The organism is Micromonospora rhizosphaerae, assembly GCF_900091465.1.
In the GTDB taxonomy this organism is placed as follows: Bacteria; Actinomycetota; Actinomycetes; order Mycobacteriales; family Micromonosporaceae; genus Micromonospora; species Micromonospora rhizosphaerae.
The window spans coordinates 2174825-2199341 of sequence record NZ_FMHV01000002.1; the positions used below are offsets into that span (position 1 = coordinate 2174825).

Sequence of the window (24517 nt, forward strand, 5' to 3'; positions counted from 1 at the left end):
AGGATGGGTGGTGGAGTTACCAGGTAAAGCGCTCAAGATGAATGTGCTCCGCCGGCACGCCTGCCTGCCGCGCCGCCCGGACCACCGATTGCATCCACTCATCCGGTCCGCAGACGAACACGTCGTGCTGCGCGATGTCCGGGACAAGCTCACGCAAGGCTTTTGCGTCGTCGGCGAAGCCGGCGGGCAACCACGAGCCCGCCCGCCCGCGCGGCCCCAACAGGTACTCCACGCGCAGGCCACGGACGGCCGTCAGGCGCTCCAGTTCCTGGCGAAACACCAGGTCTTCTGCCGAGCGCGCCCGGAACAGCAGCGTGGCTTCGCCCGGCGCGTACGGTAATGATTCCAACAACGTCCGCAGCGGGGTAATTCCGATCCCGGACGCGATCATGGTGACCCGGGGAGCCGTGCGCCGGGCGGCGGTCAGCCGGCCGTACGGCCCCTCAATCAGCACACGGGTACCCTGCCGTAACTCTGATACCTTCTCGCTGCCCTCGCCGCGGGAACGCACCGTGATCCGCAGCATGTCCTCACGCGGTACCGCGGACAGCGAGTACGGATGGCCGCGACTCCAACCCGGGCCGCTGAGGAAGCGCCACTGGAAGAACTGCCCGGCGCGTACCGGCAACCGGTCCAGGTGGCGTCCGCGCATGTAAATCGAGTGAACGCCGGGAGCCTCCGGGACGACTGAGGCGACCGTGAGCCGGTGCCGCAGCGTCCGCCAGGCCGGCAGCCCGAGCCGGAAGGCGACCACCGCGCCGGCGCACGCGGCGTACGCCGTCCACCAGTACAACGTCGCGGCCCGGGAGCTGGTGAAGTCGGCCCCGGTCCAGAGCTGATGCGGCAGCGCCAGGCCGACGCCGAGGTAGGCGTACAGGTGCAGCAGGTGCCACGCCTCGTAGCGCAGCCGCCGCCGCGCGGCCCGCAGGGAGGTGAGCACGACCATCGCCAGGGCGGCCGCCCCGGCCACCGCCAGCAGCACTCCCGGGTACGTGGTGACGAGGCTCCACGCCTCGCCTGTCACGGAGACCCCATCCGTCGCGGCGTACCCGACCGTGATCAGCACGATGTGCGCGAGCAGCAGATCAAAGGACACGAACCCGACGACGCGGTGCCAACGGGCGAGTGTGTCCTGTCCGTAGGTGCCCTCGATCCACGGCACGCGCGCCATCAGCAGCACCTGGATGAGCAGCAGGTCGGCCGCGACAAGCCCGGTCAACCGGCCGACCGACGTCAGGCCCGCCGCCCAGCCACGAAGACCCTGCACACCACCGCCCCGCACCCAGAGCGCGACTACGATCAGCAGGCTGAACGCGCCGGCCGAGGCGATCACGTCGGCCCACCACGACCACGCGGCGGTTCGTACGGGCCTGGCCGCCACGCCGGCCGCCTGCGCCTTCCCAGTCACAAGACCCCCTTCCGCACCCGCCCCGCCTGTTCGCCCGTTAACCGTCGGCATCTCCGGGATCCGCCGGCGAGCGTGTGGTGCGATCGGAGAATCGGTCAGAAGGCGTCGTACCGGACAAAGGTGACCGAGCGCGATCGCGCCCAATACACCGGCGAGTCAGGACGAAGTCGTCCTCGTGCGCGTCGCCGGGCTCCCCGGGCACCTGTGGGCGGTTCGCGTCGGCCCACGGCAAGCGGCGCAGGTCGGCCTGGGCGCCTGATAGGGGCCCATCCCGGCGTAGCCGTACGCGGCGCCCGGCCCCTCGGCCCGGCCCGAAGAGAGCCCGCAGGAGCACATCGCACAGGTGCTGCAGAACAGGTGCGTGGGGATCACCACCCGCATGCTCGCCCCACTCGTACGACTGCCCTCCTCGACCTGATCCGCTCACGACGGAGAACCGCTTCTTCCCGCATTCGCGCCGTTCATGTCAGCGGCCGGAGCAAGCTCGCCCTGCTGGGCCGCACGCCGTCGGCCCGTCGCTGCCGGCGTGGGTCAAGCGGATGGCTCTGCGCGTCCGAGTCCTCGGGCGATGGATTCGTGGCCGTTTGGCGGCTGTGCTGGGGCGATCTGGTCGGCGCCCGGCACCACAGCGGCGCCGGCGTCGGGCCAGCAACGCCCCCGGCTCAGCGGTGCTCTCGGATGCGATCCCAGGTGCTCGGCGGGACCGCACGAGTCCGTTGCGGCGACGGAGGCGCCCCGGTCACGTCCTCGGTGACCGGGGCCCCCGTCGCATCAGGCGAGGTCGAACCGGTCGAGGTTCATGACCTTGCCCCACGCCGCGACGAAGTCCTGGACGAACTTCTCCTGCGCGTCGTGACTGGCGTAGACCTCCGCGATCGCTCGAAGCTGGGAGTTCGAACCGAAGACGAGATCAACGGTGGTGGCGGTCCACTTGACCTCGCCCGTGGCACGATCGCGACCCTCGAACACGCTCTCGGCCGAGGTGGATGCCTTCCAGTCCGTGCCGATGTCGAGCAGGTTCACGAAGAAGTCGTTCGTCAACGACCCGGGCCGGTCGGTGAAGACACCGTGTGGTGCTTGCCCCACGTTGGCGTTCAGGGCCCGCATGCCGCCGATCAGAACCGTCATCTCGGGAGCGCTGAGCGTCAACAGGTTGGCCCGGTCCAACAACCGGACCTCCGCCGGGAGCTTCTCTCCGGCTCGGAGGTAGTTGCGGAACCCGTCGGCGGTCGGTTCGAGCACCGCGAACGACTCCACGTCGGTCTGCTCCTGGGAGGCGTCCGTACGGCCCGGCACGAACGGCACCGTGATGTCATGGCCGGCGTTCTTCGCCGCTTGCTCGACCGCCGCGCATCCGCCTAGGACGATCAGGTCAGCAAGTGAGACCTTCTTCCCACCGGACTGTGAGTTGTTGAAGTCCTGCTGGATCTGCTCCAGTGTCTGCAGCACCGTGGCGAGCTCGGCCGGGTTGTTGACCTCCCAGTTCTTCTGCGGCGCGAGGCGGATCCGCGCCCCGTTGGCCCCGCCGCGCTTGTCGGTGCCGCGGAAGCTCGCCGCCGACGCCCAAGCGGTCGAGGCCAACTGGGAGATGGACAGTCCCGATGCGAGGACCTTGTCCTTGAGGGCCGCGATGTCCTCGTACGCGATCAACTCGTGATCGACCGCCGGGACGGGGTCCTGCCACAGTTGCGGCTCCGGGACCCACGGGCCGAGGTAGCGCGAGACGGGCCCCATGTCGCGGTGCAACAGCTTGTACCACGCCTTGGCGAACGCGTCTGCGAGCTGATCCGGGTTTTCCATGAAGCGCCGCGAGATCGGCTCGTAGATCGGGTCCACGCGCAGCGCGAGGTCGGTCGTGGCCATCATCGGGGCGTGCCTGACCGACGGGTCGTGCGCGTCGGGCACGGCGTCCGCCCCGGCGCCGTCCTTCGGCTTCCACTGCTTGGCGCCGGCCGGGCTCTCGGTCAGCTCCCACTCATAACCGAAGAGGGTCTCGAAGAAGCTGTTGTCCCACGTGATCGGGGTGGGCGTCCACGCACCCTCGAGCCCGCTGGTGATCGTGTCCTTGCCCTTGCCGCTGCCGAAGGTGTTCTTCCAGCCAAGGCCCTGGCTCTCGATTGGAGCACCCTCGGGCTCGGGGCCGACGTACTCGGCCGAGGCGGCACCATGGGTCTTGCCGAACGTGTGGCCGCCGGCGATGAGCGCCACTGTCTCCTCGTCGTTCATCGCCATCCGGCCGAAGGTCTCCCGGATGTCCCGGGCGGCCGCCAGCGGATCCGGGTTGCCGTTGGGACCCTCCGGATTCACGTAGATGAGGCCCATCTGCACGGCGCCGAGTGGACCGGCGAGTTCCCGGTCACCGCTGTAGCGCTCGTCTCCGAGCCACGTGTCCTCAGGCCCCCAGAAGATCTCCTCGGGCTCCCAGATGTCCTCTCGCCCGAAGCCGAAGCCGAAGGTCTTGAAGCCCATCGACTCCAGGGCAACGTTGCCGGTGTAGACCAGCAGGTCGGCCCACGAGATCTTCCGGCCGTACTTCTGCTTGACCGGCCACAGCAACCGGCGGGCCTTGTCGAGGTTCGCGTTGTCAGGCCAACTGCTGAGGGGGGCGAAACGTTGGGCGCCGTCGCCGGCCCCGCCGCGGCCGTCTTCGATGCGGTACGTGCCGGCGGCGTGCCAGCTCATCCGGATGAAGAGCGGTCCGTAGTGGCCGTAGTCGGCCGGCCACCAGTCCTGCGACGTCGTCATCACGTCGAGGATGTCCTGCTTGAGCTCCTCCATGTTGAGGGTCTTGAACTCCTCGGCGTAGTCGAAGTCCTCGCCCATCGGATTGGATCGCGGCGAGTGCTGGTGCAGAACCTGCAGGTTCAGCTGATTCGGCCACCAGTCCTGGTTCGCTTTGGGCTTGGTCGGCTTGGGAGCCGGGGAGGGGATTACTGGGTTCTCGCTTTCGCTGCCGCGATCAGACACGTCGGTCCTTCTCCTGTCTTGATGTCTCGTTCAGTCAACTGATTGGTGGTGCCGCGAGACACTCGGGACAAACGCCCCAGTAGGTGACCTCAGCCTCGTCGATCCGGAAGCCCTGGCTGTCGGACTCGGCCAAACAGGGAGCCTCGCCCACGGCGCAGTCGACGTCGGCGATGGCACCGCACGACCGACATACAACGTGGTGGTGGTTGTCCCCGACCCGCGACTCGTAGCGAGCCGCCGAGCCGGACGGCTCGATGCGCCGCAACAGCCCCGCAGCGGTCAGCGCACGCAGCACGTCGTACACGGCCTGGTGGGATACCTCGGGAAGCTCCCTGCGCACGGCACCGAAGATCGAGACGGTGTCGGCGTGCGGATGCGCGTGCACTGCGGTCAGCACCGCCAGCCGCGGACGGGTCACGCGGAGCGCGGCCCCACGCAGCATGCGCTCGAAGTCCGAGGTCGTGGGCACTCTGCGCAGTATGCTCCAGTTTCTTCTTGAACGCATCCAGAATCCGTGGCGCCGCGGGGCCAGATGGGGAGTAGCGGGGAGCCTGCGGCTGTCCGAACTACGCCAACGAAGGCCCAGATCAGGCCGAGTTAGAGACGGGAGTTGGCGGAGTGGGTCGGGGACGGCTTCGGCGCCGTGCTTCCCCTCACGTACTCCTGGACCGTGTCGTCGGCGACCGCCTGGTAGAGCGTTCGGGCCTTGGCGGTGTCCGACAGCACTACACTTTGCCCATTCCTGGTGCCGCTCCCCGCGCTCGGGCTGCCCAGGAAGGTTAGATCTTCGCTGCGCAGGTCCCGCAGTTCCAGTGCGACGTCGACCAGGTCGAAGTTCTTGTCAACGGTTACCGATTTGGTGACGGCCTGAAGGAAGGCGTTGAGCTTGACCGGGTTCGACAGGGTGCCGATGCTCGCCGCCCGGTCGAGCAGTGCCTGCAGGAACTCCCGCTGGTGCCGTTCCCGGCTGAAGTCGCCGTCGGTGAACTGGTGACGCTGGCGTACGTAGTCCAGTGCTTCCGCGCCGTCCAGATGCTGGGTGCCCTTCTTGAAGGTCCGGTACGGCGGGTGGATCGAGGTGATGTTCTTTTCGATCTTCAGATCCACGCCGCCGAGGGCGTTGACCACCTGCTTGAAACCGGCGAAGTCGATCAGTGCCACGTGGTCGATGTGGACGCCGGTAAAGGTCTCCACGGTCTGCACCATCAGCGGGGTGCCGCCCCAGGCGTACGCAGAGTTGATCTTCGCCATGGTGTCTCCGTGCCGGCCGTTGGTCGACTTCGGGACGAAGACCCAGGTGTCCCGAGGGATCGAGATGACCTCCGCCTTCTTGTGGTCGGCGTCGAGGTGCAGCAGCATGATCGTGTCGGTCCGGGAGTTCGCGGTCGTGTCCGGGTCGCGGGAGTCGCTGCCGAGCAGCAGCACGTTCATGGCGCCGGTGACCGCCTGCGTCGGGCGGGCGCTCTCCGGGAGCCCGGCGAAGGCGTCCGTGCGGGCCAGGTTGTCGTTGAGCGAACGGCCGTAGGCCCCGATGGCGACGATCCCCCCGCCCAGCACCAGCAGTGTCGCCAGCACACCGATCAGAATTCGTCGTGATCTTCGTTGCACCCGCTCCAGCCCCTTACGTCCCAGCCGGCCGCCACCCGGTCGTCGGTCGTCACCGACAGTAATTAGCCAAGCTGGGAGGTAGCTTGAAGTGACCGCGGCCGCAGCGCGACTCGCGGAACATTCGCGGCGAGCGGATGTTCAAAGGACTCGTACGCGGATCAGGCCCCTACTGGGTGTGCTGCCCAAGCGTTGGCGAGTTCCGTGCTGACCTGGCTCAGCAGGGTGGTGAACCGCGGTGCGAGCGGAGTCAAGGTGGTGTCGGCTGCGGTGACGGCGTAGATCTGGCGGTGTAGGCGGGGCCGGGTCAGCTCGCGGTGGACGGCTCCGGGCGTGGGGGCGATGGTCAGTCGGGAGAGCATGGCGACGCCGATGCCGGTGCCGACGAGGGATTGGGCGACGTTGTAGTTCTCTGTCTCGAACTGCACCCGTGGGGTGAAGCCTGCGTTGGCGGCGGCCTGGTCGAACTGCTGGCGGGCAGCGTGCCCGGCGATGATGACGATCCACGGTTGGTCTCGAAGTTGGTCGAGCCGCAGCCCATGCGGTTTCCGTTGGCGACGGATGAGCGGGTGATCGTCGGGCCGGCACAGTGCGAGCGGGTCGGTCAGCAGCCGATGCGCGCGAACGGTCGGTGGAGGCGTGATATCGGCCGGGTAGCTGGAGATGACGGCGCCGTCGAGGTCTCCCGCCTCAACGAGGCCGATGCCATGGTCGGAGGCGATCTCCACGATTGACAGCTCGGCATCGGGGTGCTGGTGACGCAGCGCGGTCAACGCCGGCGGTAGCAGGTGCTGAGCGGCCGTCTGAAAAGTGCCGATCCGTAGCCGCCGCGACAGGGGGCCGATGAGGGCGGTGAGTCGATCGGCGACCCGCCCGCACTGCTCATTGATGACGTCGCCGGCATCGGCGAGAACATGCCCGGGCGGAGTCAGACGGGCGCCTCGCGGACCCCTGACCACCAGGGGCACCTTCCAGTCCCGTTCTGCCCGGGCGAGCTGCCCGGAGACGGCGGCGGGGGTGAGGGCTAGGACTGCTGACCGTCGTGGGCGCCTCCACGGGCATCCTGGTATGGGCCATCGCCGCCGCAGTGGGGCTGTCAGCGGTGCTGCTCGCCAACCCTGGCGCGTACCTGGCCATCCGAATCGGCGGTGCCGCCGTGCTTTGTGCCCTCGGCGCGCAGACCCTGTGGTCGCTGCGTCAGCCGGCTGTCGCGCTGCTAAAGATGGTCGAGGAACGGAAACCCGGAGAGGGCGGGCGCTCCTTGGTCGTCGGCCTGGCCACCAGCCTCGGGAATCCCAAAGCGGGTGTCTTCGCCGTATCACTGCTGCCACAGTTCGTCACAGCGCAGGGCCCGGTGCTCGCATCCTGCATCGCCCTCGGCGTCGTATGGGCGGCCGTGTCAGGCGCCTGGTTCTGCTGCTTCGTGTGGGCCATCGACAAGGGGCGCTCCCAGGTCACCAGACCAAAATTCCGGCGTCTCATGCACGTAATTACAGGAGTGACACTGCCGTGCCTCGGTGTCGCAGTCGCAGCCGGTGCCTGACCGCGGCCGAACCCCAACCGGTCGCTAAAACAGCACGACCAGCCAAGCCTGCAATGCGGCCTAGTTCCCGACGAACGGATAAAGCGCCCCAGGGAAGAGATCCCTCATCATGTCGGAGCATGCACCTCGCCGTCTACTCCGTCGCAGCAGCCGGCGACGTCGGGTTGCGGCGTCAGGTGGCGGTACGCCGAAATCCGACGCAACCTGCGGAGCGCATGACCTCTGGGCATCCCAGATGTCGTTTCAGCCCGATGTGTGCCCCGTCCAGCCATGGGTAGTCGGCGCAGTCGGTGCGATGAGGGTGGGGAGGGCTGAGTGGACTCGTACCCTGCGGTGGAGGACCACGGCTTGATCGGTGATCTGCAGACCGCGGCGCTGGTGGCGATGGACGGGACGGTGGACTGGTTCTGCGCACCTCGCTTCGACTCGCCGAGCCTGTTCGGCGGCCTGCTCGATCGGCGCAAGGGTGGGCATTTCCAGGTGTCGCCGGATGGCGTCGAGTACGTGAGCAAGCAGTTGTACCTGCCCGGTACGCCGATCCTGATCACCCGCTTTCTCAGCGCGGACGGCGTGGGTGAACTCGTGGATTTCATGCCCGTCGCGGGAGATCGCCCCACCGACCGCCACCGCCTGGTGCGGATGCTCCGGATGGTCCGTGGCACCATGCGGTTCCGTCTCGACTGCCGACCGCGCTTCAACTATGGGCGGGATCCGCACGAACTCGAGGTGCACTCGGGCGGTGACATCTTCCGCAGTCCTGGTCTCACGGTGACCCTGAGTCCCGTGAGCTACGGCAGGCCCGAGGCTGGCGTGGAGATCCAACGTAGCAAGGAGGGCATATCCATCGTCGGCACCGTGCGCGAGGGCGACTATGGCGGAGCGGTCCTGGAAACAGGATCGCCTGATCCGCCCCGCATGATCAGTCCCGGCGAGGTACGTGAGCTGCTCGTGCAGACCCGCGACTTCTGGCGGCGGTGGCTCGCTCGCTCCCGGTACACCGGCCGGTGGCGGGAGATGGTCGAGCGGTCCGCGATCACGCTCAAACTCATGACGTACGCGCCGACCGGCGCGTTGATCGCCGCGCCCACCGCGGGGCTGCCCGAGCAAATCGGCGGCCAGCGCAACTGGGACTACCGCTACACCTGGATCCGCGACGCGTCAATCTCCGTACACACCCTGCTCAAGCTGGGCTTCACCGACGAAGCGTGGCAGTACCTGCGCTGGGTCGACGACCGGATCCGGGAGGCCAGGGAACGGGAGGTGCCGCTGCAGATCATGTACCGGGTCGACGGCTCACCGGATCTCACCGAGGAGGTGCTCGACCATTTCGAGGGTTACCGCGGATCGGCACCCGTGCGGGTGGGCAACGGGGCGGCCAACCAACTGCAACTCGACATCTACGGCGAGGCACTGAATTCCCTCCACGTCGCCGACAGCCACGGCCTGCAGAGCCCGCATCAGGGGTGGATGGACACCGTGCGAGTGGTGGACTGGCTCTGCGAGCACTGGGACCAGCCCGAAGACGGGATCTGGGAAACCCGCGGCGGCCGGCAGGACTTCACCTACGGGCGCCTGATGTCGTGGGTAGCCCTCGACCGGGCGGTCCGCCTCGCGCACCGACGCGGACGACCGGGCGACACCAGCCGGTGGGTGAGTAGCCGGAACCAGATCTACGAACAGATCATGGCCCGTGGCTTCCACCCCGGACGCCGTGCCTTCGTGCAGCACTATGCAACCGACGTCCTGGACGCGTCACTGCTCGCCATGCCCTCCCTCGGCTTCGTGTCGCCCATGGACCCCATGTGGCAGTCGACGCTGCGGGCGATGGACACAGAACTGGTCTCCGACAGCCTGGTCTACCGGTACGACCCGAACGCCTCACCCGACGGCCTGCCCGGCAACGAGAGCACCTTCACCATGTGCACATTCTTTTACGTGCAAGCTCTCGCACAGTCCGGACGTCTCGACGACGCCACGCTGACCTTCGAGAAGATGTTCACCTACAGCAGCCCCCTCGGCCTCTACTCCGAGGAAATAGCCCCCACCGGCGAGCAGACCGGCAACTTCCCGCAGGCGTTCAGCCACCTCTCCCTGATCGGCACCGCCCTGAACCTCGACCGACTACTCGACGCCCGCGCGACCGCGAGAGTGACCGGCGACTGACTCATCCTGGCTGACCTTGCTGTCACTGTCTGGAGCCCCTGGCCTACTGGTGCGACGATCGCGGCGTGGACGCCGCCAAGGCCCGCTCAAACGCGCGAAGCATCCTCGGACTCTCGGCTGTCTCGCTGGCCATTGCCGCCATCATCGTCTTCGCACCGCGGTCGCCGGAACCTGAACGTGGGTGGCAACCGCCAGCCGGCTTCACCATCGCCGACACGACTTCCCTCGGAGGCAACCAGACGTTGCGTCTCTGGACGGGACCGTCAGGTTGGTACGTCGAAAGCGTCACCTCTGGTCGGCACGAAGCAGCCGTCGCAGCGGCCGGTGGCGGCGACCAGTACAGCGTCAGTGAGGTCCTCAATGGGCTCGTCGGCAACGTGCCGGTGCCCGGAACACAAGCCGTGTCGGTCAGGTCGCAGGGGACGGCCGTGCGAGCAAACGTCCACGCCGGGCTGTTTCTGGCTCCTGCTGCTGTCGTCGCGCCAACCGACGTTGCTGTTCTCGTGACCCCACTCGATGCCAACGGAACGGCCCTCGCCGGGGAGACCCTCGTGCCGATCGCGGGACGCACCTGACAACCCTGCCAGGCCCCTACTTCCCGCGAAGCTGACTATTCAGGCGGTTGGTTCGTGCCGTCCGGAATGCGATCCGGCGAGCGGCGTGGCGCCGGGCGGTCTTGGTGTCCGGCGTATTCGGCTGTCCGGGCGGCGGGGACGTAGCCATCTGGGCGATTTGGTGCCGGATTGTCCGGTTGGCAGGTGTGACCGGCGGCATTGTGGGGCCGGAATCGTGGCCGGGGCGGGGTCGTTATACCTGGCGTACGACCGAGGACCGCCCCCTGATCTGGGGGCTGGTGGACGGGCCCCGGAATGCTGGTGGGCCGCCGGTCGTTACACACGGTCCCGGCGCCGCGAGTGGCAGCCCCGCCCGGCGGTCGGATCTTTCCCCCGAAGACTTTTTGAGCGCCCGTCCGTGGTGCGTGCGCATCTACCCGGCCCCCTATCGGGTGGGTGTGCCTGACCCCCGAATTGGAGCTTTGATCATGAACACGATGCTGCGTAAGAGCGTGCTCGGTATCGCTGGTCTGGCCTTCACCGGTGGCGTGTTCGCCGGCCCGGCCACCGCTCACGCCGCCGCGGTGGACGCCAAGCCCGTCGCCGTGGTGCAGGCGGACAAGCCGGGTGTCGACACCGGCAAGCTGATTCCGCACGGTGTGCAGGGCACCCAGTCCCACATCAAGCTGAACGACGAGCAGATCGGCAACGTCAAGGCGATCATCGCCGCGACGAAGAAGTCGGGCATGGACGAGCGGGCCGCGGTGGTCTCGATCGCCACGAGCCTGCAGGAGTCGAAGCTGGAGAACCTGGGTCACCTGGGGGAGCGCAACGACCACGACTCGCTGGGCCTGTTCCAGCAGCGTCCGTCCTCGGGTTGGGGCACCCCGGAGCAGATCACCGACCCGCAGTACTCGACCATGGCGTTCCTCAAGGGCCTCAAGCAGGTCGACGGCTGGCACGACATGCCGCTGACCGAGGCCGCCCAGACGGTGCAGGTGTCGGCCTACCCGCACGCCTACGCCCAGTGGGAGCAGCAGGCCGCCGACCTGGTCGCCCAGCACTGGAACAACTGACACAGAGCACCAAGCCGCTGGCCGGCACCCGAACACGGGTGCCGGCCAGCGGCACATCCGCCGCCGCCCATCGCACCCGCTTCGTCGCCTAGTGGTCTCCCGACGGCCCCGGTCCGGGACGGGCCGGGGCCGTCCGCGTCGGTGGTGTTGAATGTAGACTGTCGTCCTGCCGGAGGTGCGCCGTGTCCGAACTCTCCCTGCTGATCGAGCCGTCCACCGCGCTGCCCGCCGACCGGATCGACGCGCTCACCGCCGGGCTCGCCGACGACCTGCGTACGGTCCGGGGGCTGCGGATCACGTACGCCCAGTCGCCGGCCGACGGGCACGGCAAGTCGCAGCAGGCCTGGGAGCTGGGGATGCTGGTCGTCGGCGGCCTCTTCTCGGCCACCACCATGCGGGCCCTGGCCCAGATCGCCATCGCGTACGCGGACCGGATCAAGGCCCGCTCGATCATGCTCCGCAGCGGTGACAACGAGCTGGTCATCACCGGAGCCACCCGGGTCGATCCGCAGCTCGTCGACCAGTTGGCAGGGCTGCTGGCCGGGCCCTCCGCGACCACCACCGGCTCCACGACCGCGGCCCTAGCGGGACCAACCGGGAACGGCGTCTCCACCGGGAGCTGAGTCGTGGGTCAGCGACGGGCGCTGCTGATCGCCAACGACCGGTACATCGACGAGTCCCTGGCGGACCTCTACGCGCCCCGCGAAGAGGCGCGCGACCTGCTCAGCCTCCTGGCCGACGCGGACGTCGGCGCGTTCGACCAGACCGTGCTGCTGGAGAACGAGTCGAAGAGCTCCATCGAGCGGGCGATCGAGTCGATGCTCCGGGCGGCCGGGCCGGACGACCTGGTCCTGCTCTACTTCTCCGGCCACGGCGTCCGCAGCAGCAAGCGCGGGCGCCTGCACCTGGCGGTCGCCAACACCGAGGTCGACCACCTCTCCTCGACCGCGATCTCCGCCTCGTTCATCCGCGAACTGCTCGACGAGTCCGACGCGGCCAGCTCGGTCCTCCTGCTCGACTGCTGCTACAGCGGCGCGTTCGAGGGGCACGGCCTGAAGACCACGGACGACCTGGCCATCGACGGTGAGCTGCGGACCGGGTACGGGCGCTACGTCATCACCGCGACCAACTCGGTGGAGAGGGCCGACGACGGGAGGCCGGCCTCCGACACCGAGCCCCGGCTGCGCTCCGCCTTCACCGAGATCATCATCCAGGGCCTGAGCACCGGCGCCGCGGACATCACCGGGCAGGGCCGGATCACCCCGGACGACCTGTGGCGGTACGTGCACCTGGAGCTGCCGAAACGCTCCGCGCAGACGCCGTGCCAGTTCGGCAGCGCCAGCGACGAGATACACATCGCCCTGTCCCGGGACGGGCAGCACCGTCAGCGGCGGCGGCGGGACCAGCGGGAACCACGCCTCGGCGATCTGCTCGGCCCGCTGGAGCCGGCCGGCGACGTGAAGCTCTGCGCCACCGACTGGCGTCGGCGCGGGCTGCTCAAGGTGCCGGTCGGCCAGGCCCAGCGGATCGACCAGCCCGCCGGCGAGCCGGTCTGGCTGGACCTGGCGTCCTCCGAGGGGCACCTGCTCGTCGTCGGGCGCGCCGGCACCGGCAAGACCACCCTGCTGCGCACCATCATTGGCGGGTTGGCGCTCACCCACTCCGACGACGAGGTGGCGATCCACTGCCTGGAGTCGGGCGGGAACTGGCTCGGGCCGATGGGGCGGCTGCCGCACGTCCGCACGGTCCTCGGTGACGACGAGGTGACCGAGGTGGGCAAGCTGCTCGACCGCCTGGAGCAGGACGTCCTGGACCGCAAGCAGCTCTTCCGCCGGTACGAGCTGGAGTCGCCGACCAGCCTGCGCGCCCGCCGGGCGGACCTCGACGCCGGGGCCTGTCCCGACGTCTTCCTGGTCGTCGACCGGTGGCAGGACTTCGCCACCCTGCTGCCCGACTTCACCCCCCGGTTGGTCGACCTCGCCAACAAGGGCCTCGGGTACGGCTTCCACGTCGTCGTCCTCGACCGCAGCTGGCGGGTGATCCCGGAGGAACTGCGGGAGCTGCCGCAGACCCGGATCGAGACCCGGCTGTCGCAGCCGCACGAGTCGCTGGTCAACCCCGACCAGGCGGCCCGCCTCCCGTTGAACACGCCCGGCTGGGCCATCCACGGCCGGCGTACCTTCCGGATCGCGCTGCCCGAGCTGGCCGCCGGTGACCGCGAGATCGACCCCGAGGCCGAGGCCGGGACGCCGGACGGCGCCGGCGGACTGGTGGCGGTGATCGCCGAGGCCTGGGGGATGCCGGCCTCGAGCGCCGGATCGGGAATGGTCCGGCCGGTCGCCGAAGGGCTGCGGGACGAGCTACTGGCCCTTTTCGACCTGCCGAACTATGCCGCGTTGTGGAGCTTCGAAGGGCACCGGACGCCGGTCGGACCGGACCACCTGCGGGTGCCCGTCGGTATCGACGAGACCGGGCGGCAGGTCCACCTCGACCTCAAGGAATCGGCCCAGGACGGGATGGGTCCGCACGGGCTGGTGGTGGGCGCGACCGGGTCGGGCAAGAGCGAGCTGCTCCGCACGATCGTGCTGGCGCTGGCCGCCCGGCACACGTCCAGCGACCTGAACTTCCTCATGCTGGACTTCAAGGGCGGCGCCACCTTCGGTTCGCTGGATCTACTGCCGCACACCAGCGCGATCGTCACCAATCTCGCCGATGACCTCTCGCTGATCGACCGGCTGGCCGACGGGCTGACCGGCGAACTGGCCCGCCGCCAGGAGCTGCTCCGGTCGGCCGGCAACTTCCCCAACCGGTCAGCCTACGAGCGGGCCCGGGCGGCCGGCGAGCAGCTGGAGCCGATGCCCAGCCTGCTCGTCATCTGTGACGAGTTCAGCGAGCTGCTCGCCGCCAAGCCGGACTTCATCGACCTGTTCGTGATGATCGGGCGGCTCGGCCGGTCGCTCGGCGTGCACCTGCTCCTCGCCTCCCAGCGGCTGGAGGAGGGCAAGCTGCGCGGTCTGGACACCCACCTGTCGTACCGGATCGGTCTGCGGACCTTCTCCGCGGTAGAGAGCCGGATCGTGCTCGGCGTGCCGGACGCGTACGAGCTGCCGAACGCCCCCGGCCACGGCTATCTGAAGGCCGGCGCGGGGATGACCCGGTTCCGGACGACGTACGTCTCCGGGCTGCCCGCCGGCGAGGCCGAGGCCGCCGTGCCGCCCGAGCTGGCCGGGTGGAGCCTGCTCGACATCGTGGTGGACCGGCTGCGCGGGAAGGGGCTCGCCGCGCACCAGATCTGGCTGCCGCCGCTGGCCGACCCGCCCAGCCTGGACGAGCTCCTGCCCCCGTTGACCCAACACCCGGATCGCGGCCTCACCACGGCCGGTGCGGCCGGCACCCTGACCGTGCCGGTCGGTGTGGTCGACGTGCCGAGGGAGCAGCGGCGGGCGCCGCTGCTGCTCGAACTGGCCGGGGCCGGCGGGCATGTCGTGGTGGTCGGTGCGCCGCTGTCTGGCAAGAGCACGATGCTGCGGGCCATCGTGGCCTCGCTGGCGTTGACCCACACGCCGCGGGAGGTGCAGTTCTTCTGCCTCGACCTCGGCGGCGGGGCGATGCGTGGCCTGGAGCGGCTGCCGCACGTGTCCGGCGTCGCCGGCCGCCGCGACGCGGAGGCGGTCCGGCGTACCGTCGCCGAGGTGTCCGCGGTCCTCGACGCGCGGGAGGCGCGCTTCGCCGAACACGGCATCGAGTCCATGGCGAGCTACCGACGGCGGCGCGCGGCCGGGGAGTTCGCCGACGACCGGTTCGGCGACGTGTTCCTCGTGGTGGACGGGTGGAGCGCCATCCGGCAGGAGTACGAGGAGCTCGAGGAGACCGTCGTCGGCCTCGCGCAGCGGGGGCTGGGCTTCGGAGTGCACCTCGTCCTCACCGCCACCCGGTGGGCGGAGATCAGGATCGGGCTGCGCGACCTGCTCGGCACCAAGCTGGAGCTGCGGCTCGGTGACCCGATCGAGTCGGAGATTGACCGGCGGACCGCGGCGAACGTGCCCCGCTCGCCCGGGCGCGGCCTGGCCCCCGGCAAGCTGCATTTCCTGACCGCGTTGTCGCGGATCGACGGCCGGCACGGCGTCGACGACCTGACCGAGTCGACGGCCGCCCTCGCCGACCGGATCGCCGGGGCGTGGCCGGATGCGTCCGCGCCCCCGGTGCGGCTGCTGCCGCGCCGGCTGTCGGTGACGGAGCTGAACCGGCTGACCGACCCGTCCGCCGCCGGCCTGCCGATCGGGGTCGACGAGGCCGCGCTCGCCCCCGTTCACCTCGACCTGGACGCTGACCCCCACCTGACCGTCTTCGGCGATGCCGAGTGCGGCAAGAGCAACCTGCTGCGGCTCGTGGCCCGTCAGCTAGTCGCGCGTCGGACGCCGGCGCAGGCGCGATTGGTGATCGCCGACTACCGCCGGAGTCTGCTCGGCGCCGTCGAGGGCGAGCACCTGCTGGGATACGTGGTCTCCAACCAGGCCTTCACCGAGGTGCTCGGTACCGTCCGGGAGGCCATGCTGAACCGGCTCCCCGGGCCGGACGTCACCACCGAGCAGCTCCGGACCCGCACCTGGTGGAAGGGCCCCGACCTCTACCTGCTGGTGGACGACTACGACCTGGTCGCGACCGGCGGCAGCAACCCGCTCAGCGCCCTGCACGACCTGCTGCCGCAGGCCCGCGACATCGGCCTGCACCTGATCACCGCCCGTCGGGTCGGCGGCGCCGCCCGGGCGCTCTACGAGCCGGTGCTGCAACGACTGCGCGAGCTGGACTCGCCGGGCCTGCTGATGTCGGGCAACCGGGAGGAGGGCGCCCTCCTGGGTGGGCTGCGGCCCAGTCCCATGCCACCCGGTCGCGGCACGCTGGTGCGCCGCCGCGACGGCGCCCGAGTCGTGCAGACCGCCTGGTCCGAGCCCTGAGCCGGCTTGCGTCAACTGGTGGTTGACGGGGCGATGGCGTCAACCTATGGTTGACGCATGACGAATCCCGTGCAGATCAGCAACCCGGTACGGCTCGACGATCTGATCGAGGCCATCAAGAAGGTGCACACCGACGCGCTGGACCAGCTCGCCGACGCCGTCATGGCGGCCGACCACCTCGGCGACGTCGCCGACCACCTGATCGGCCACTTTGTCGACCAGGCCCGTCGCTCCGGCGCCTCGTGGACGGAGATCGGGCGGAGCATGGGCGTGAGCAAGCAGGCGGCGCAGAAGCGTTCCGCCGCCAAGGCCGAGACCGCCGCGGCGCTCGACCCCAACGCCGGCTTCGGCCGCTTCACCCATCGCGCCCGCAACGTGGTGGTCAGCTCACAGAACGAGGCGCGGGCCGCCGGAAACGCGGAGATCGGCCCCGAGCACCTGGTCCTCGGACTGCTGGCCGAACCGGAGGCGCTGGCCGCGAAGGCGATCGTGGCTCGGGGCGTACCCCTGGAGAGCGTGCGCGAAGTCGTCACCGCGGCCCTGCCCGCGGCGGCCGACCAGGTCCCGGACCTCATCCCCTACGACGCGCGCGGCAAGAAGGTCCTGGAGTTGACCTTCCGGGAGGCGCTGCGGCTCGGCCACAACTACGTCGGCACCGAGCACATCCTGCTCGCCCTGCTGGAGGAGGAGGACGGCAAGGGGGTGCTCGCCGGCCTCGGGCTGGACAAGGCGTCCGTGGAGGCGAGCGTCACCGCGGCCCTCACCGAGGCCACCCGGCAGCGCTGACCCCGGCGCGGGGGAGTGGGATCCCCCGCAGCGGGGATCAGCGGGGTGCACCCGGCCGGCAGAGTCCCAGGGTCAGTCGGCGGCGGGGAAGCCGTACCGGGCGGCGTGCTCGGGGTCGGCCGGGTCGACCTGGCGGATGCCGGCGTCGGCGAGGCACTTGTTGACCTCGTCCAGCCGCTCCCGCACCAGCCGGGCCTCCTCCTCGGTGACCCGGCCGCGGTGCGGCCTGCCGGCGTGTTCGATGGTGCCGTAGTCGATCTTCTCCGCGCTCCGGCGCGCCTTCGGTGGCTTCACCCGCTCGGCGGTCCGCAGCAGTTGCGCCATGGGCACGTCGGTGGCCATCGCGTCGAACTCGCTGGCGGTCAGCACCAGCCGGCGCGGCTCGCCCCGGCCGTGCCGGTCGTGGATCTCCACCACCGCCACGTCGAGCGCGGCGTCGTCGATGCTCTCCACCTCGACCGGGGTGGCCTCCAGTTGCACGGGCCCGACGACCAGGTCAGGGTGCTCCAGCACGACGACGCGCACCACCTCGTCGCCCGGCTGCAGAACCGTGCCGCTGAAGTCAGAGACGTGGATCGTCTTCTTGCCCATGCGCGAGCTTCTCCTGTCGTACGCCGAGATCTTGGACCAGGAGACGCTACCGGACAGGTGTGCGAAAGCCCCGGCTGGAGCGCCGGTGCGGGGCGCCGCTTTCGTTCGCTTGATTCGTCACACACTTCCCTTGCGGACGACCCACTCGGTGGGTTGCCCCGTGGCGGCGGCGATGCGGTCGTAGCCGGCGTCGTAGTGAAGCACCGTCGCGCCGTGCGCTTCCGCCGTCGCCGCGATGATGAGGTCGGGCAGCCGAAAGTTGCGGTGCTGACTGTCCGCCGCCAGCATCCGGTGGACGGCCAGGGCCCGGTCCATGGCCTCCGCCGTCACGTCCATCCACCGGTGCCCGTGCAGAGCCTGCCAGAGGATCTCGTACCCCTTGGGATGGGGCGCGTTGTTCAGATATTCCAGCGACGTCATCTGGCAAGCGGCCAGGCGTCCCTCCGCAAGCAACGTCTCGAAACGCCGTCGGACGGACGGATGGCGCCCTTGAAGGACGTAGACCGAGGTGTCCGCCAGGTAGACCCGACCGGCCATCACGCCGCCTCTGCGTCCCGCGCGTCCTCCGCCAGCCGGCTCAGGTCGCGTCCGCCGCCGTACCGCCACGCCTCGGATGACTCGGCGAAGTCCATCTCCACCTGGTCGAAGGCCGCCAGAATCTCCCTGGCCTGACGACGGACGGCGAACGCGTGGAGCGCCGCGTTGATGGTCGCCACCTTGGTGTCGGTACCCAGGACCTCCCGGGCTGCGTCCAGCCACTCATCGTTGACATCCACGGTGATGCGCGTCATGTCCATCACCGTACATCATATCCTGGCTGCCAGGCGCACCACTTCTTGCGGGATCTTGGTGCGTCAGCGAGCGTTGAGGGCGCGCCGGGTGGAGGCGCTGGCCGGCAGCGCGTTCAGTTCGGCCCAGGAGAGCGGACCGCGCGTCCGTGCCTCCCGGTACGGCGGCTGCGCCGGGAACCGTCCGGCGGCCGCCGTGGTCGGCCAGCTCCGCTCGGTGTCCTGCTGGTACCGGTCATTCGGCTGATTCGGCATGACCATTACCATCCCAGAGAAAGTTGTACATGCATGGAAATAGGTATGACGCGGGATCCGTGCCTCAGGTTCCCGCCGCCGGTAACCGGACCACGAAACGGCAGCCATCGGCGATGTTCTGTACGTCTACCCGCCCGCCGTGCGCCTCGATCAGCCCGCGCACGATCGCCAGTCCCAGACCGCCGGATCCCTCCCCGCCGCCGTTGCCCGGGCGCGGGGTGCGCGCCGGCTCGCCCCGGAACGCCACGTCGAAGAGGCGGGGCAGGTCGGCCTCGGGGATGCCGCCGCAGGTGTCCGCCACCGCCAGCCAGGCGGTGTCCGAGTCCCGGCCCGCATCCACCCGGACCGTGCCGTCCTGCGGGGTGTAGCGGACCGCGTTGAGCAGCAGGTTGCCCACCACCCGGGCCAGCTCCGGCTCGCTCGCGGTCACCGTCGGCCAGCCCGACTCGCCGGCGACCAGCCGGATCCGCCGGGCGGCGGCGAGCGGCGCGGTGCTGGCCAGGGCGTCGGAGACCACGTCACCGAGCGGCACCGCGGACAGCGACAGCCGCACCGCGCCGGCGTTGATCCGGGAGAGCTCGAACAGGTCGTCGACCAGCCGGGTCATCCGGTCGGTCTCCACCCGGATCCGGCGGTGGTACTCGTCGACCGTCTCCGGGTCGCGGACCACCCGGTCCTCCAGCGCCTCGGCCATCGCCCGCAGCCCGGCCAGCGGCGTCCGCAGGTCGTGCGAGACCCAGGCGACCAGGTCGCGGCGACCCTTCTCGATCCGTCGCTCCCGTTCCCGCGCCTGATCGGCCCAGACCGCGGCGGCGGCCAGCCGGCGCCCGAAGAGCCAGCCGACCGCGAGGCTCACCACGGCCGCGGCGGAGACGGTGATCAGCACCACCTCGAGGTCGTGCGGGGAGAGGAACATCGCCTCGGCGATCACCGCCACCCCGGCCACCACCGCGGTCACCGTCATGGTCAGCAGCACGAAGATGTGCACGGTGATCGACCGGCCGCGCAGCAGCCGCAGCGCGGCCGCACCGACCAGCCCGACGCAGAGCGCCGCGCCGAGCGCGGCCCCGAAGATCAGCGCCAAGTCACGCATCGGCCGGCTCGTACCGGTAGCCGACGCCCCAGACGGTGACGATCCGTCGGGGGTTCGCCGGGTCGGCCTCGATCTTCTCCCGTAGCCGTCGTACGTGGACGGTCACCGTGGACTGGTCGCCGAAGCTCCAACCCCAGACCCGGTCCAGCAGCTCCGCCCGGCGGAACGCCCGCGCGGGATGCCGCATCAGATGGGCGAGCAGGTCGAACTCGCGCAGGGTGAGGGTCAGCTCCCGGCCGTGCAGCCGGGCCACCCGGGGCCCGGTCTCCAGCTCCAGGCCGTCGTCCGCCAGCACCTCCGGCACCGCGCCGAACGGCTCGCCGCCCGCTCGCCGCAGCACCGAGCGGACCCGCAGCACCAGCTCGCGCGGGGAGAACGGCTTGCTCAGGTAGTCGTCCGCGCCGAGTTGCAGGCCGAGGATCCGGTCGGCCTCGTCGCCGCGTGCGGTCAGCATGATGATGGGTACGCCATCCGGCCGCTCCCGCAGCCGCCGGCAGACCGCCAACCCGTCCAGCACCGGCAGCATCAGGTCGAGCACGACCAGGTGGGGCGGCTGCCGCGCCACGGCGGCGAGCGCGGCCGCCCCGTCGCCGACGTGACTGACCTCGTAGCCGGCGTGCTCCAGGTACCGGCAGACCACGTCACTGACCGTCCGGTCGTCGTCGACCACCAGCACCCGCTGCGCCACCGGCGACCTCCCCTCCTGGCTCCCAGCGTATCGACGGGTGGGGTGGTTGATCTATTTCGAGCTCCTTACGGCCCGGCCGTACCGTCCGGTGGCCAGTGCAGGTTACGGCGGTGGGACCGGGTCCGGAAGCGGTGCGGCGGGTACGTCAGCGTCTCGTAAGAACCCTTGTGGCGTAAGGGTTCCGTAACCGCGACGGGCGGTCCGCACAGGGCCGCTGCCGCCTAGCGTGCCGGTCATGGAGACAGCGGTCGACGTGGTGCTGCCGTGCCTGGACGAGGCGGCCGCCCTGCCGGGCGTGCTTGCTGGGCTGCCGCCGGGGTACCGCGCCATCGTGGTGGACAGCGGCTCTACCGACGGCTCGCCGGAGATGGCCGCCGCGCACGGCGCGCGGGTAGTGCACGAGCCCCGGCGCGGCTCCGGGCGGGCCTTCGGCTACCCGCTGGAGCTGCTGCTCCGCGCGGCCGCCGCCGGTTGGCGGATCGTCGAACTGGACGTCACGTACGCGCCGCGCGCCGCCGGCACCCGCTCCAAGGTCTCCGGTTCGGTCCGCGGCACCGCCCGCGCGGTCCGGGACATGACGGCGGTCCTCCGCGCCGGGGTGGGCTCATGACGGTGCTGCTGGTGATGGCGAAGGCACCGGTGCCGGGCCGGGTGAAGACCCGGCTCTGCCCGCCGGCGAGCCCCGCCCAGGCCGCCGAGGTGGCCGCCGCCGCGCTGCTGGACACCCTGGACGCGGTCGGCGCGGTGCCCGGCGTGGTGCCGGTGCTGGCCCTGGCCGGCCGGCTCGCCGACGCGGTACGCGGTGCGGAGATCCGGGCGGCGCTGGCCGGCTGGTGCCTGCTGCCGCAGCGCGGTAAGGATCTCGGCGACCGACTGGCCGCCGCGCACGGCGACGTCGGCGCAGCGTTTCCCGGCCGACCGGTGCTCCAGATCGGCATGGATACCCCGCAGCTCGATGCCGAGCTGCTCGGCGCGGCCGTGCGGACGCTGGCCGAGGCGGATGCGGTGCTTGGCCCCGCCGTGGACGGTGGCTGGTGGGCGCTGGGCATGCGGGATCCCGGGGCCGCCAGCGTGCTCCGCGAGGTGCCGATGTCGACCCGCGAGACCGGCCGCCTGACCCGGGCGGCTCTGCTGGACCGGGGCCTGGCGGCCGACAGCTTGCCGACCCTGTCCGACGTGGACGACTGGGCGGCCGCGCTCGCCGTCGCCACCGCCGCGCCCGATGGCCGGTTCCGCCAGGCGGTAGGCCGGATCGCCGCCGGACTGGCCGAGGGCTTGGCTCGCCGGACAGGCGTGGGTCCGGACCGTACGGTCGTCGCTGGGCCGGCCCGCGAGCGGATCGGGCTCGGAGGCGGCCGGTGAGTCATCCGGCCGTGCTCCCCGGTGGGTTCGAGGCGGCACTGGCCGGTCCCGCCGATCGACCTGGGCTGCAGCCCCGCCGGCTCACCGCAGCGCTGGCCGAGCGCCGCATCGTCGCCCTCGGCGTGGACGTCTCGGCCGCCGCCGTCCGGCTGGCCCCGGGGCGGGGCGCGGTGGTGCTGCGCCGGGACGTCCCCGCGCCGCTGCCGGGGGAGGGGCGCTGGGCGCACGCCGTGCTGGTCGACGGCCACATCGGCATCGGCGGGGACCCGGCACGGCTGCTGCGTCGCTGTGCCGACCTGCTGCGCTCCGGCGGTACGGCCCTGGTGGAGCTGGCGCCGCCCGGGTCGGGCCTGTGGCGGGGCCGCGCGCACGTCAGCTCCGGGCGCGACGCCGGGGCGGAGCGGGGGCCCTCGTTCCGCTGGACACGGGTGGGCGTCGAGTGGCCGAGGCGGCCGGCTTCCCGGACCGGGGCTGGCGGTCGTGCGGGGTGTATCCAATTTGAGGACCGTCCAGCCGGCGGGAACCGTCGTCAGTGCCGGAGAGTGTGGATCAGGGTGAGCACCTGGCGGGTCACCGGCCGCAGCACCCGCAGCCGGGAGAGCCCGACCAGCCGGTCGATCAGCGGCACCGCCAAGTCGATCAGCTGCCGGGTCTTGACCTGCTCCGGCGACCGGTCGTGCACCCAGTAGAGGACCACCCCCATGTAGGCGAGCCAGAGCAGCTCCGGCAGCGCCGGACGCAGCTCCGGGTCGACCCGGGCGGTGGAACCCTCCAGCACCTCGCGGAAGAGCGTGATCGACGCCTCCCGCGGAGCGGACGACTCGGTGGAGAACGGGCTCATCGGCGAGGTCGGCTCGGCCGCCGTCTTGAAGAAGCTCGCGGCGAACGAGTGGTACGGCGTGAGCACGTCCACGCCGGCGTACAGCACCCCGGCCAGCCGGGCGGCGAACTCGCGTTCCCGGTCGAGTACCGGTGCGGTCGCGGCCCGGTGTTCGACCTGGGTGTCCGCGTAGAACTCCTGGATCAGGTGGTCCTTCGAGCCGAAGTAGTAGTAGGCGTTGCCCACCGCCACGCCCGCCTCCTGGGCGATCGCGCGCATCGTGGTCCGGGCGTAGCCGCGCTCGCGGAACAGCCGCATCGCGGTGTCCAGGATCAGCTGGCGGGTCTGCTCACCCCGGGCGGTCGCCGGTTCGCCCGCACTGGTCGTCGGCGCAGTCTGCTCGGTCATCGTCGTCACCGTATCCCGGGTCCGGCCAAGGTTCCCGGACCAGCTCGCGTACCGAGGAGGCGGTCGCCACCACCCGCCGGGCCAGCGGCAGCAGGTGCGGGCGGGCCAGGCGTTCGGCGGTCGACCGGTGGTCGGCCAGCGCCCAGAGGCAGGCGAACCAGGCGCCGTCCCCGGCGTACACCTCGCCGGTGTCGGCCACCACGGTCAGCTCCCGCAGCGTCGCGTCGTGGTCGAGGCCGGGGAAGCGCCGCCGGGCCTCGGCGGAGCCGGCCGGCACGAACTCCAGGGGCACGAGCTGGGCGCGCGATGCCAGCCACCGCCGGGCAGCCCGGCACAGCGGACAGTGTGCGTCGTAGAGGACGGTGAACCCGCGGACCCCATCGGCCCCGTGCCCGGTGGGGTCCGACGGGGGCACCTGCGCCCCGCCGCCCGGCGGTGCGCTCATTGCGCTGGCGGGAACGCAGTCGGGCCGCCCGTCGCCGGCTCGGGCGGGCCGGCCAGCCGCGACCCGGGCTGGATCGGCAGGTGACCCACCGGTGAGATCGGCGGGTGGGTGGCGAGCTGCCGGAGCCGGCCGCGGCGGTACCGGCCGAGCGCGAAGACATTGAAGAAGTGCAGCGCCCCGAGCACCAGCAGCACCAGGCCGACCTTCATGGAGAGCTCCTCCAACGCCTGGCTGGTGGTGTGCACCGGGTCCGTGTCCTTCATCGCCACTGTCACGTAGCCGAGGTTGAGCAGGTAGAAGCCGACCACCAGGAGGCTGTTGACCGCGTTCGCCAGCCGCTGGTCGGCGAAGACGTCCTCCAGGAAGACCAGTCCGTTGCGGGAGAGCGCCCGGGCCACCCACACGGTCAGTCCGATGCTGACCACCAGGTAGGCCAGGTACATCCAGACCTTGACGTCCATCTCGTCGCCCTTCTTGAACGCGTTCAAAATGAGGTGCGCCTCAGCTTAGGGCAGATTCTGAACACGTTCAAGTACGAAGTGGTCCGTCCGTGCCTGGCTGGCTCCCGTCCGGACCGGTATGGTCGCGTCGGCGACGGGCGGCCGCCGACGAAGGCCGGATTCCCCATTGGAGCGAGTCATGCAGGTCGGTACGCGGGACGCGGAGCCCGGGCGCGTGGTCCTGGCACCGGTCGGCGAGATCGACATGGCCGGCGTCCGCCAGCTCGAGCGGGCGCTGGACGCCGTCCTCGACCGGCCCGGAGTGGTGGAGGTCGTGGTCGACCTCGCCGAGGTTGCGTTCCTCGACTCGAGCGGGGTGGCGACCCTGCTGCGCGCCGCGGCCGAAGCGGTCGGCCGCGGCGCGACCCTACGGGTGACCAACCCGCGGCCGGTGGTGGCCCGGGTCCTGCGGATCACCGCGGTCGACATCCTGCTGGGCCTCCCCGGCGGCGACGCCGACGGCACCTCGACGGTCGAGCCGGGCTGGCGCCGGCTCCGCTGACCTCCCGG

24 protein-coding genes are annotated in these 24517 nt (G+C 70.6%); 10 read left to right on the forward strand and 14 right to left on the reverse strand.

The genetic code is table 11. From position 1 onward, the window contains the following. Positions 1 to 16: 16 nt before the first annotated feature. The 5 genes from GA0070624_RS10590 to GA0070624_RS35665 form a co-directional block, all read right to left on the reverse strand. Positions 17 to 1408, reverse strand: a complete 1392-nt coding sequence (locus GA0070624_RS10590; protein WP_245718739.1) for a ferredoxin reductase family protein — start codon at positions 1406 to 1408, stop codon at positions 17 to 19. A 771-nt stretch (positions 1409 to 2179) separates the two neighbouring features. Then, positions 2180 to 4375, reverse strand: coding sequence for a catalase/peroxidase HPI (katG, locus tag GA0070624_RS10600; protein WP_091339636.1), 2196 nt, complete (start codon positions 4373 to 4375; stop codon positions 2180 to 2182). Between the two features lie 34 nt (positions 4376 to 4409). Further along, complete coding sequence (locus GA0070624_RS10605) at positions 4410 to 4817, reverse strand: Fur family transcriptional regulator (protein WP_281181047.1); 408 nt, start codon at positions 4815 to 4817, stop codon at positions 4410 to 4412. A gap of 155 nt (positions 4818 to 4972) precedes the next feature. Further along, the gene (locus GA0070624_RS10610; protein ID WP_245718740.1) at positions 4973 to 5950 is read right to left on the reverse strand and encodes an LCP family protein; all 978 of its coding nucleotides are present in this window, start codon (positions 5948 to 5950) and stop codon (positions 4973 to 4975) included. Between the two features lie 191 nt (positions 5951 to 6141). Then, positions 6142 to 7080, reverse strand: a complete 939-nt coding sequence (locus GA0070624_RS35665; protein WP_091348573.1) for a LysR substrate-binding domain-containing protein — start codon at positions 7078 to 7080, stop codon at positions 6142 to 6144. On the opposite strand from GA0070624_RS35665, the gene GA0070624_RS10620 reads away from it, so the two are divergent. The 7 genes from GA0070624_RS10620 to GA0070624_RS10645 all read left to right on the forward strand — a co-directional run bounded on the left by GA0070624_RS10620 (position 7014) and on the right by GA0070624_RS10645 (position 17057). After that, entirely contained in the window at positions 7014 to 7523 is a 510-nt protein-coding gene (locus GA0070624_RS10620) for a LysE family translocator (RefSeq protein ID WP_281181048.1), read from the forward strand. The genes GA0070624_RS35665 and GA0070624_RS10620 overlap by 67 nt on opposite strands. 315 nt (positions 7524 to 7838) lie before the next feature. After that, positions 7839 to 9686, forward strand: coding sequence for a glycoside hydrolase family 15 protein (locus GA0070624_RS10625; protein WP_091339645.1), 1848 nt, complete (start codon positions 7839 to 7841; stop codon positions 9684 to 9686). A 65-nt stretch (positions 9687 to 9751) separates the two neighbouring features. Further along, positions 9752 to 10261, forward strand: a complete 510-nt coding sequence (locus GA0070624_RS33885; RefSeq protein ID WP_141714988.1) for a hypothetical protein — start codon at positions 9752 to 9754, stop codon at positions 10259 to 10261. A gap of 467 nt (positions 10262 to 10728) precedes the next feature. Beyond that, positions 10729 to 11316 carry a hypothetical protein gene (locus GA0070624_RS10630; RefSeq protein WP_091339648.1) on the forward strand — a complete coding sequence of 196 codons (588 nt, stop codon included), beginning with the start codon at positions 10729 to 10731 and terminating at the stop codon, positions 11314 to 11316. Positions 11317 to 11498: 182 nt separating this feature from the next. Further along, positions 11499 to 11939, forward strand: coding sequence for a hypothetical protein (locus tag GA0070624_RS10635; RefSeq protein ID WP_091339650.1), 441 nt, complete (start codon positions 11499 to 11501; stop codon positions 11937 to 11939). Between the two features lie 3 nt (positions 11940 to 11942). Beyond that, positions 11943 to 16271 carry a type VII secretion protein EccCb gene (eccCb, locus tag GA0070624_RS10640; RefSeq protein WP_091339655.1) on the forward strand — a complete coding sequence of 1443 codons (4329 nt, stop codon included), beginning with the start codon at positions 11943 to 11945 and terminating at the stop codon, positions 16269 to 16271. 57 nt (positions 16272 to 16328) lie between these two features. Next, entirely contained in the window at positions 16329 to 17057 is a 729-nt protein-coding gene (locus GA0070624_RS10645; RefSeq protein ID WP_091339658.1) for a Clp protease N-terminal domain-containing protein, read from the forward strand. A 72-nt stretch (positions 17058 to 17129) separates the two neighbouring features. Here GA0070624_RS10645 and GA0070624_RS10650 read toward each other — a convergent pair whose 3' ends face one another. The 6 genes from GA0070624_RS10650 to GA0070624_RS10675 all read right to left on the reverse strand — a co-directional run bounded on the left by GA0070624_RS10650 (position 17130) and on the right by GA0070624_RS10675 (position 20472). Then, the gene (locus GA0070624_RS10650) at positions 17130 to 17648 is read right to left on the reverse strand and encodes a hypothetical protein (RefSeq protein ID WP_091339661.1); all 519 of its coding nucleotides are present in this window, start codon (positions 17646 to 17648) and stop codon (positions 17130 to 17132) included. Positions 17649 to 17765: 117 nt separating this feature from the next. Continuing rightward, positions 17766 to 18185 carry a PIN domain nuclease gene (locus GA0070624_RS10655; protein WP_091348576.1) on the reverse strand — a complete coding sequence of 140 codons (420 nt, stop codon included), beginning with the start codon at positions 18183 to 18185 and terminating at the stop codon, positions 17766 to 17768. Then, positions 18185 to 18439 carry a type II toxin-antitoxin system VapB family antitoxin gene (locus tag GA0070624_RS10660; RefSeq protein ID WP_091348580.1) on the reverse strand — a complete coding sequence of 85 codons (255 nt, stop codon included), beginning with the start codon at positions 18437 to 18439 and terminating at the stop codon, positions 18185 to 18187. The genes GA0070624_RS10655 and GA0070624_RS10660 overlap by 1 nt, the downstream gene beginning before the upstream one ends. A 63-nt stretch (positions 18440 to 18502) precedes the next feature. Further along, the gene (locus GA0070624_RS10665) at positions 18503 to 18691 is read right to left on the reverse strand and encodes a DNA repair protein (protein WP_091348584.1); all 189 of its coding nucleotides are present in this window, start codon (positions 18689 to 18691) and stop codon (positions 18503 to 18505) included. 64 nt (positions 18692 to 18755) lie between these two features. After that, positions 18756 to 19784 (reverse strand): sensor histidine kinase, encoded by a 1029-nt coding sequence (locus GA0070624_RS10670; protein ID WP_091339664.1) that lies wholly within the window; start codon positions 19782 to 19784, stop codon positions 18756 to 18758. Continuing rightward, positions 19777 to 20472, reverse strand: a complete 696-nt coding sequence (locus tag GA0070624_RS10675) for a response regulator transcription factor (RefSeq protein WP_091339667.1) — start codon at positions 20470 to 20472, stop codon at positions 19777 to 19779. Before GA0070624_RS10675 ends, GA0070624_RS10670 begins: the two co-directional genes overlap by 8 nt. 235 nt (positions 20473 to 20707) lie before the next feature. Between GA0070624_RS10675 and GA0070624_RS10680 the strand changes: the two genes are divergently transcribed. Next, positions 20708 to 21082: a glycosyltransferase gene (locus GA0070624_RS10680; protein WP_091339670.1), complete on the forward strand. Its 375-nt coding sequence runs from the start codon at positions 20708 to 20710 to the stop codon at positions 21080 to 21082. Next, positions 21079 to 21834 carry a TIGR04282 family arsenosugar biosynthesis glycosyltransferase gene (locus GA0070624_RS10685; protein WP_091339673.1) on the forward strand — a complete coding sequence of 252 codons (756 nt, stop codon included), beginning with the start codon at positions 21079 to 21081 and terminating at the stop codon, positions 21832 to 21834. The genes GA0070624_RS10680 and GA0070624_RS10685 overlap by 4 nt, the downstream gene beginning before the upstream one ends. A gap of 529 nt (positions 21835 to 22363) precedes the next feature. Here the strand turns inward: GA0070624_RS10685 and GA0070624_RS10690 are convergent. From GA0070624_RS10690 to GA0070624_RS10700, 3 genes are read right to left on the reverse strand one after another with little or no spacing between them, the layout of a single operon-like run. Next, on the reverse strand, positions 22364 to 23062 hold the full coding sequence (locus GA0070624_RS10690; RefSeq protein ID WP_091339675.1) for a TetR family transcriptional regulator: 699 nt from the start codon (positions 23060 to 23062) through the stop codon (positions 22364 to 22366). Continuing rightward, a complete protein-coding gene (locus GA0070624_RS10695; protein WP_091339678.1) occupies positions 23004 to 23507 on the reverse strand; it encodes a thiol-disulfide oxidoreductase DCC family protein in 504 nt (167 codons plus the stop codon). Before GA0070624_RS10695 ends, GA0070624_RS10690 begins: the two co-directional genes overlap by 59 nt. Continuing rightward, positions 23504 to 23995, reverse strand: a complete 492-nt coding sequence (locus GA0070624_RS10700; RefSeq protein ID WP_245718742.1) for a hypothetical protein — start codon at positions 23993 to 23995, stop codon at positions 23504 to 23506. Before GA0070624_RS10700 ends, GA0070624_RS10695 begins: the two co-directional genes overlap by 4 nt. 151 nt (positions 23996 to 24146) lie before the next feature. Between GA0070624_RS10700 and GA0070624_RS10705 the strand changes: the two genes are divergently transcribed. Continuing rightward, positions 24147 to 24509 carry an STAS domain-containing protein gene (locus GA0070624_RS10705; RefSeq protein ID WP_176731658.1) on the forward strand — a complete coding sequence of 121 codons (363 nt, stop codon included), beginning with the start codon at positions 24147 to 24149 and terminating at the stop codon, positions 24507 to 24509. Positions 24510 to 24517 lie beyond the last annotated feature (8 nt).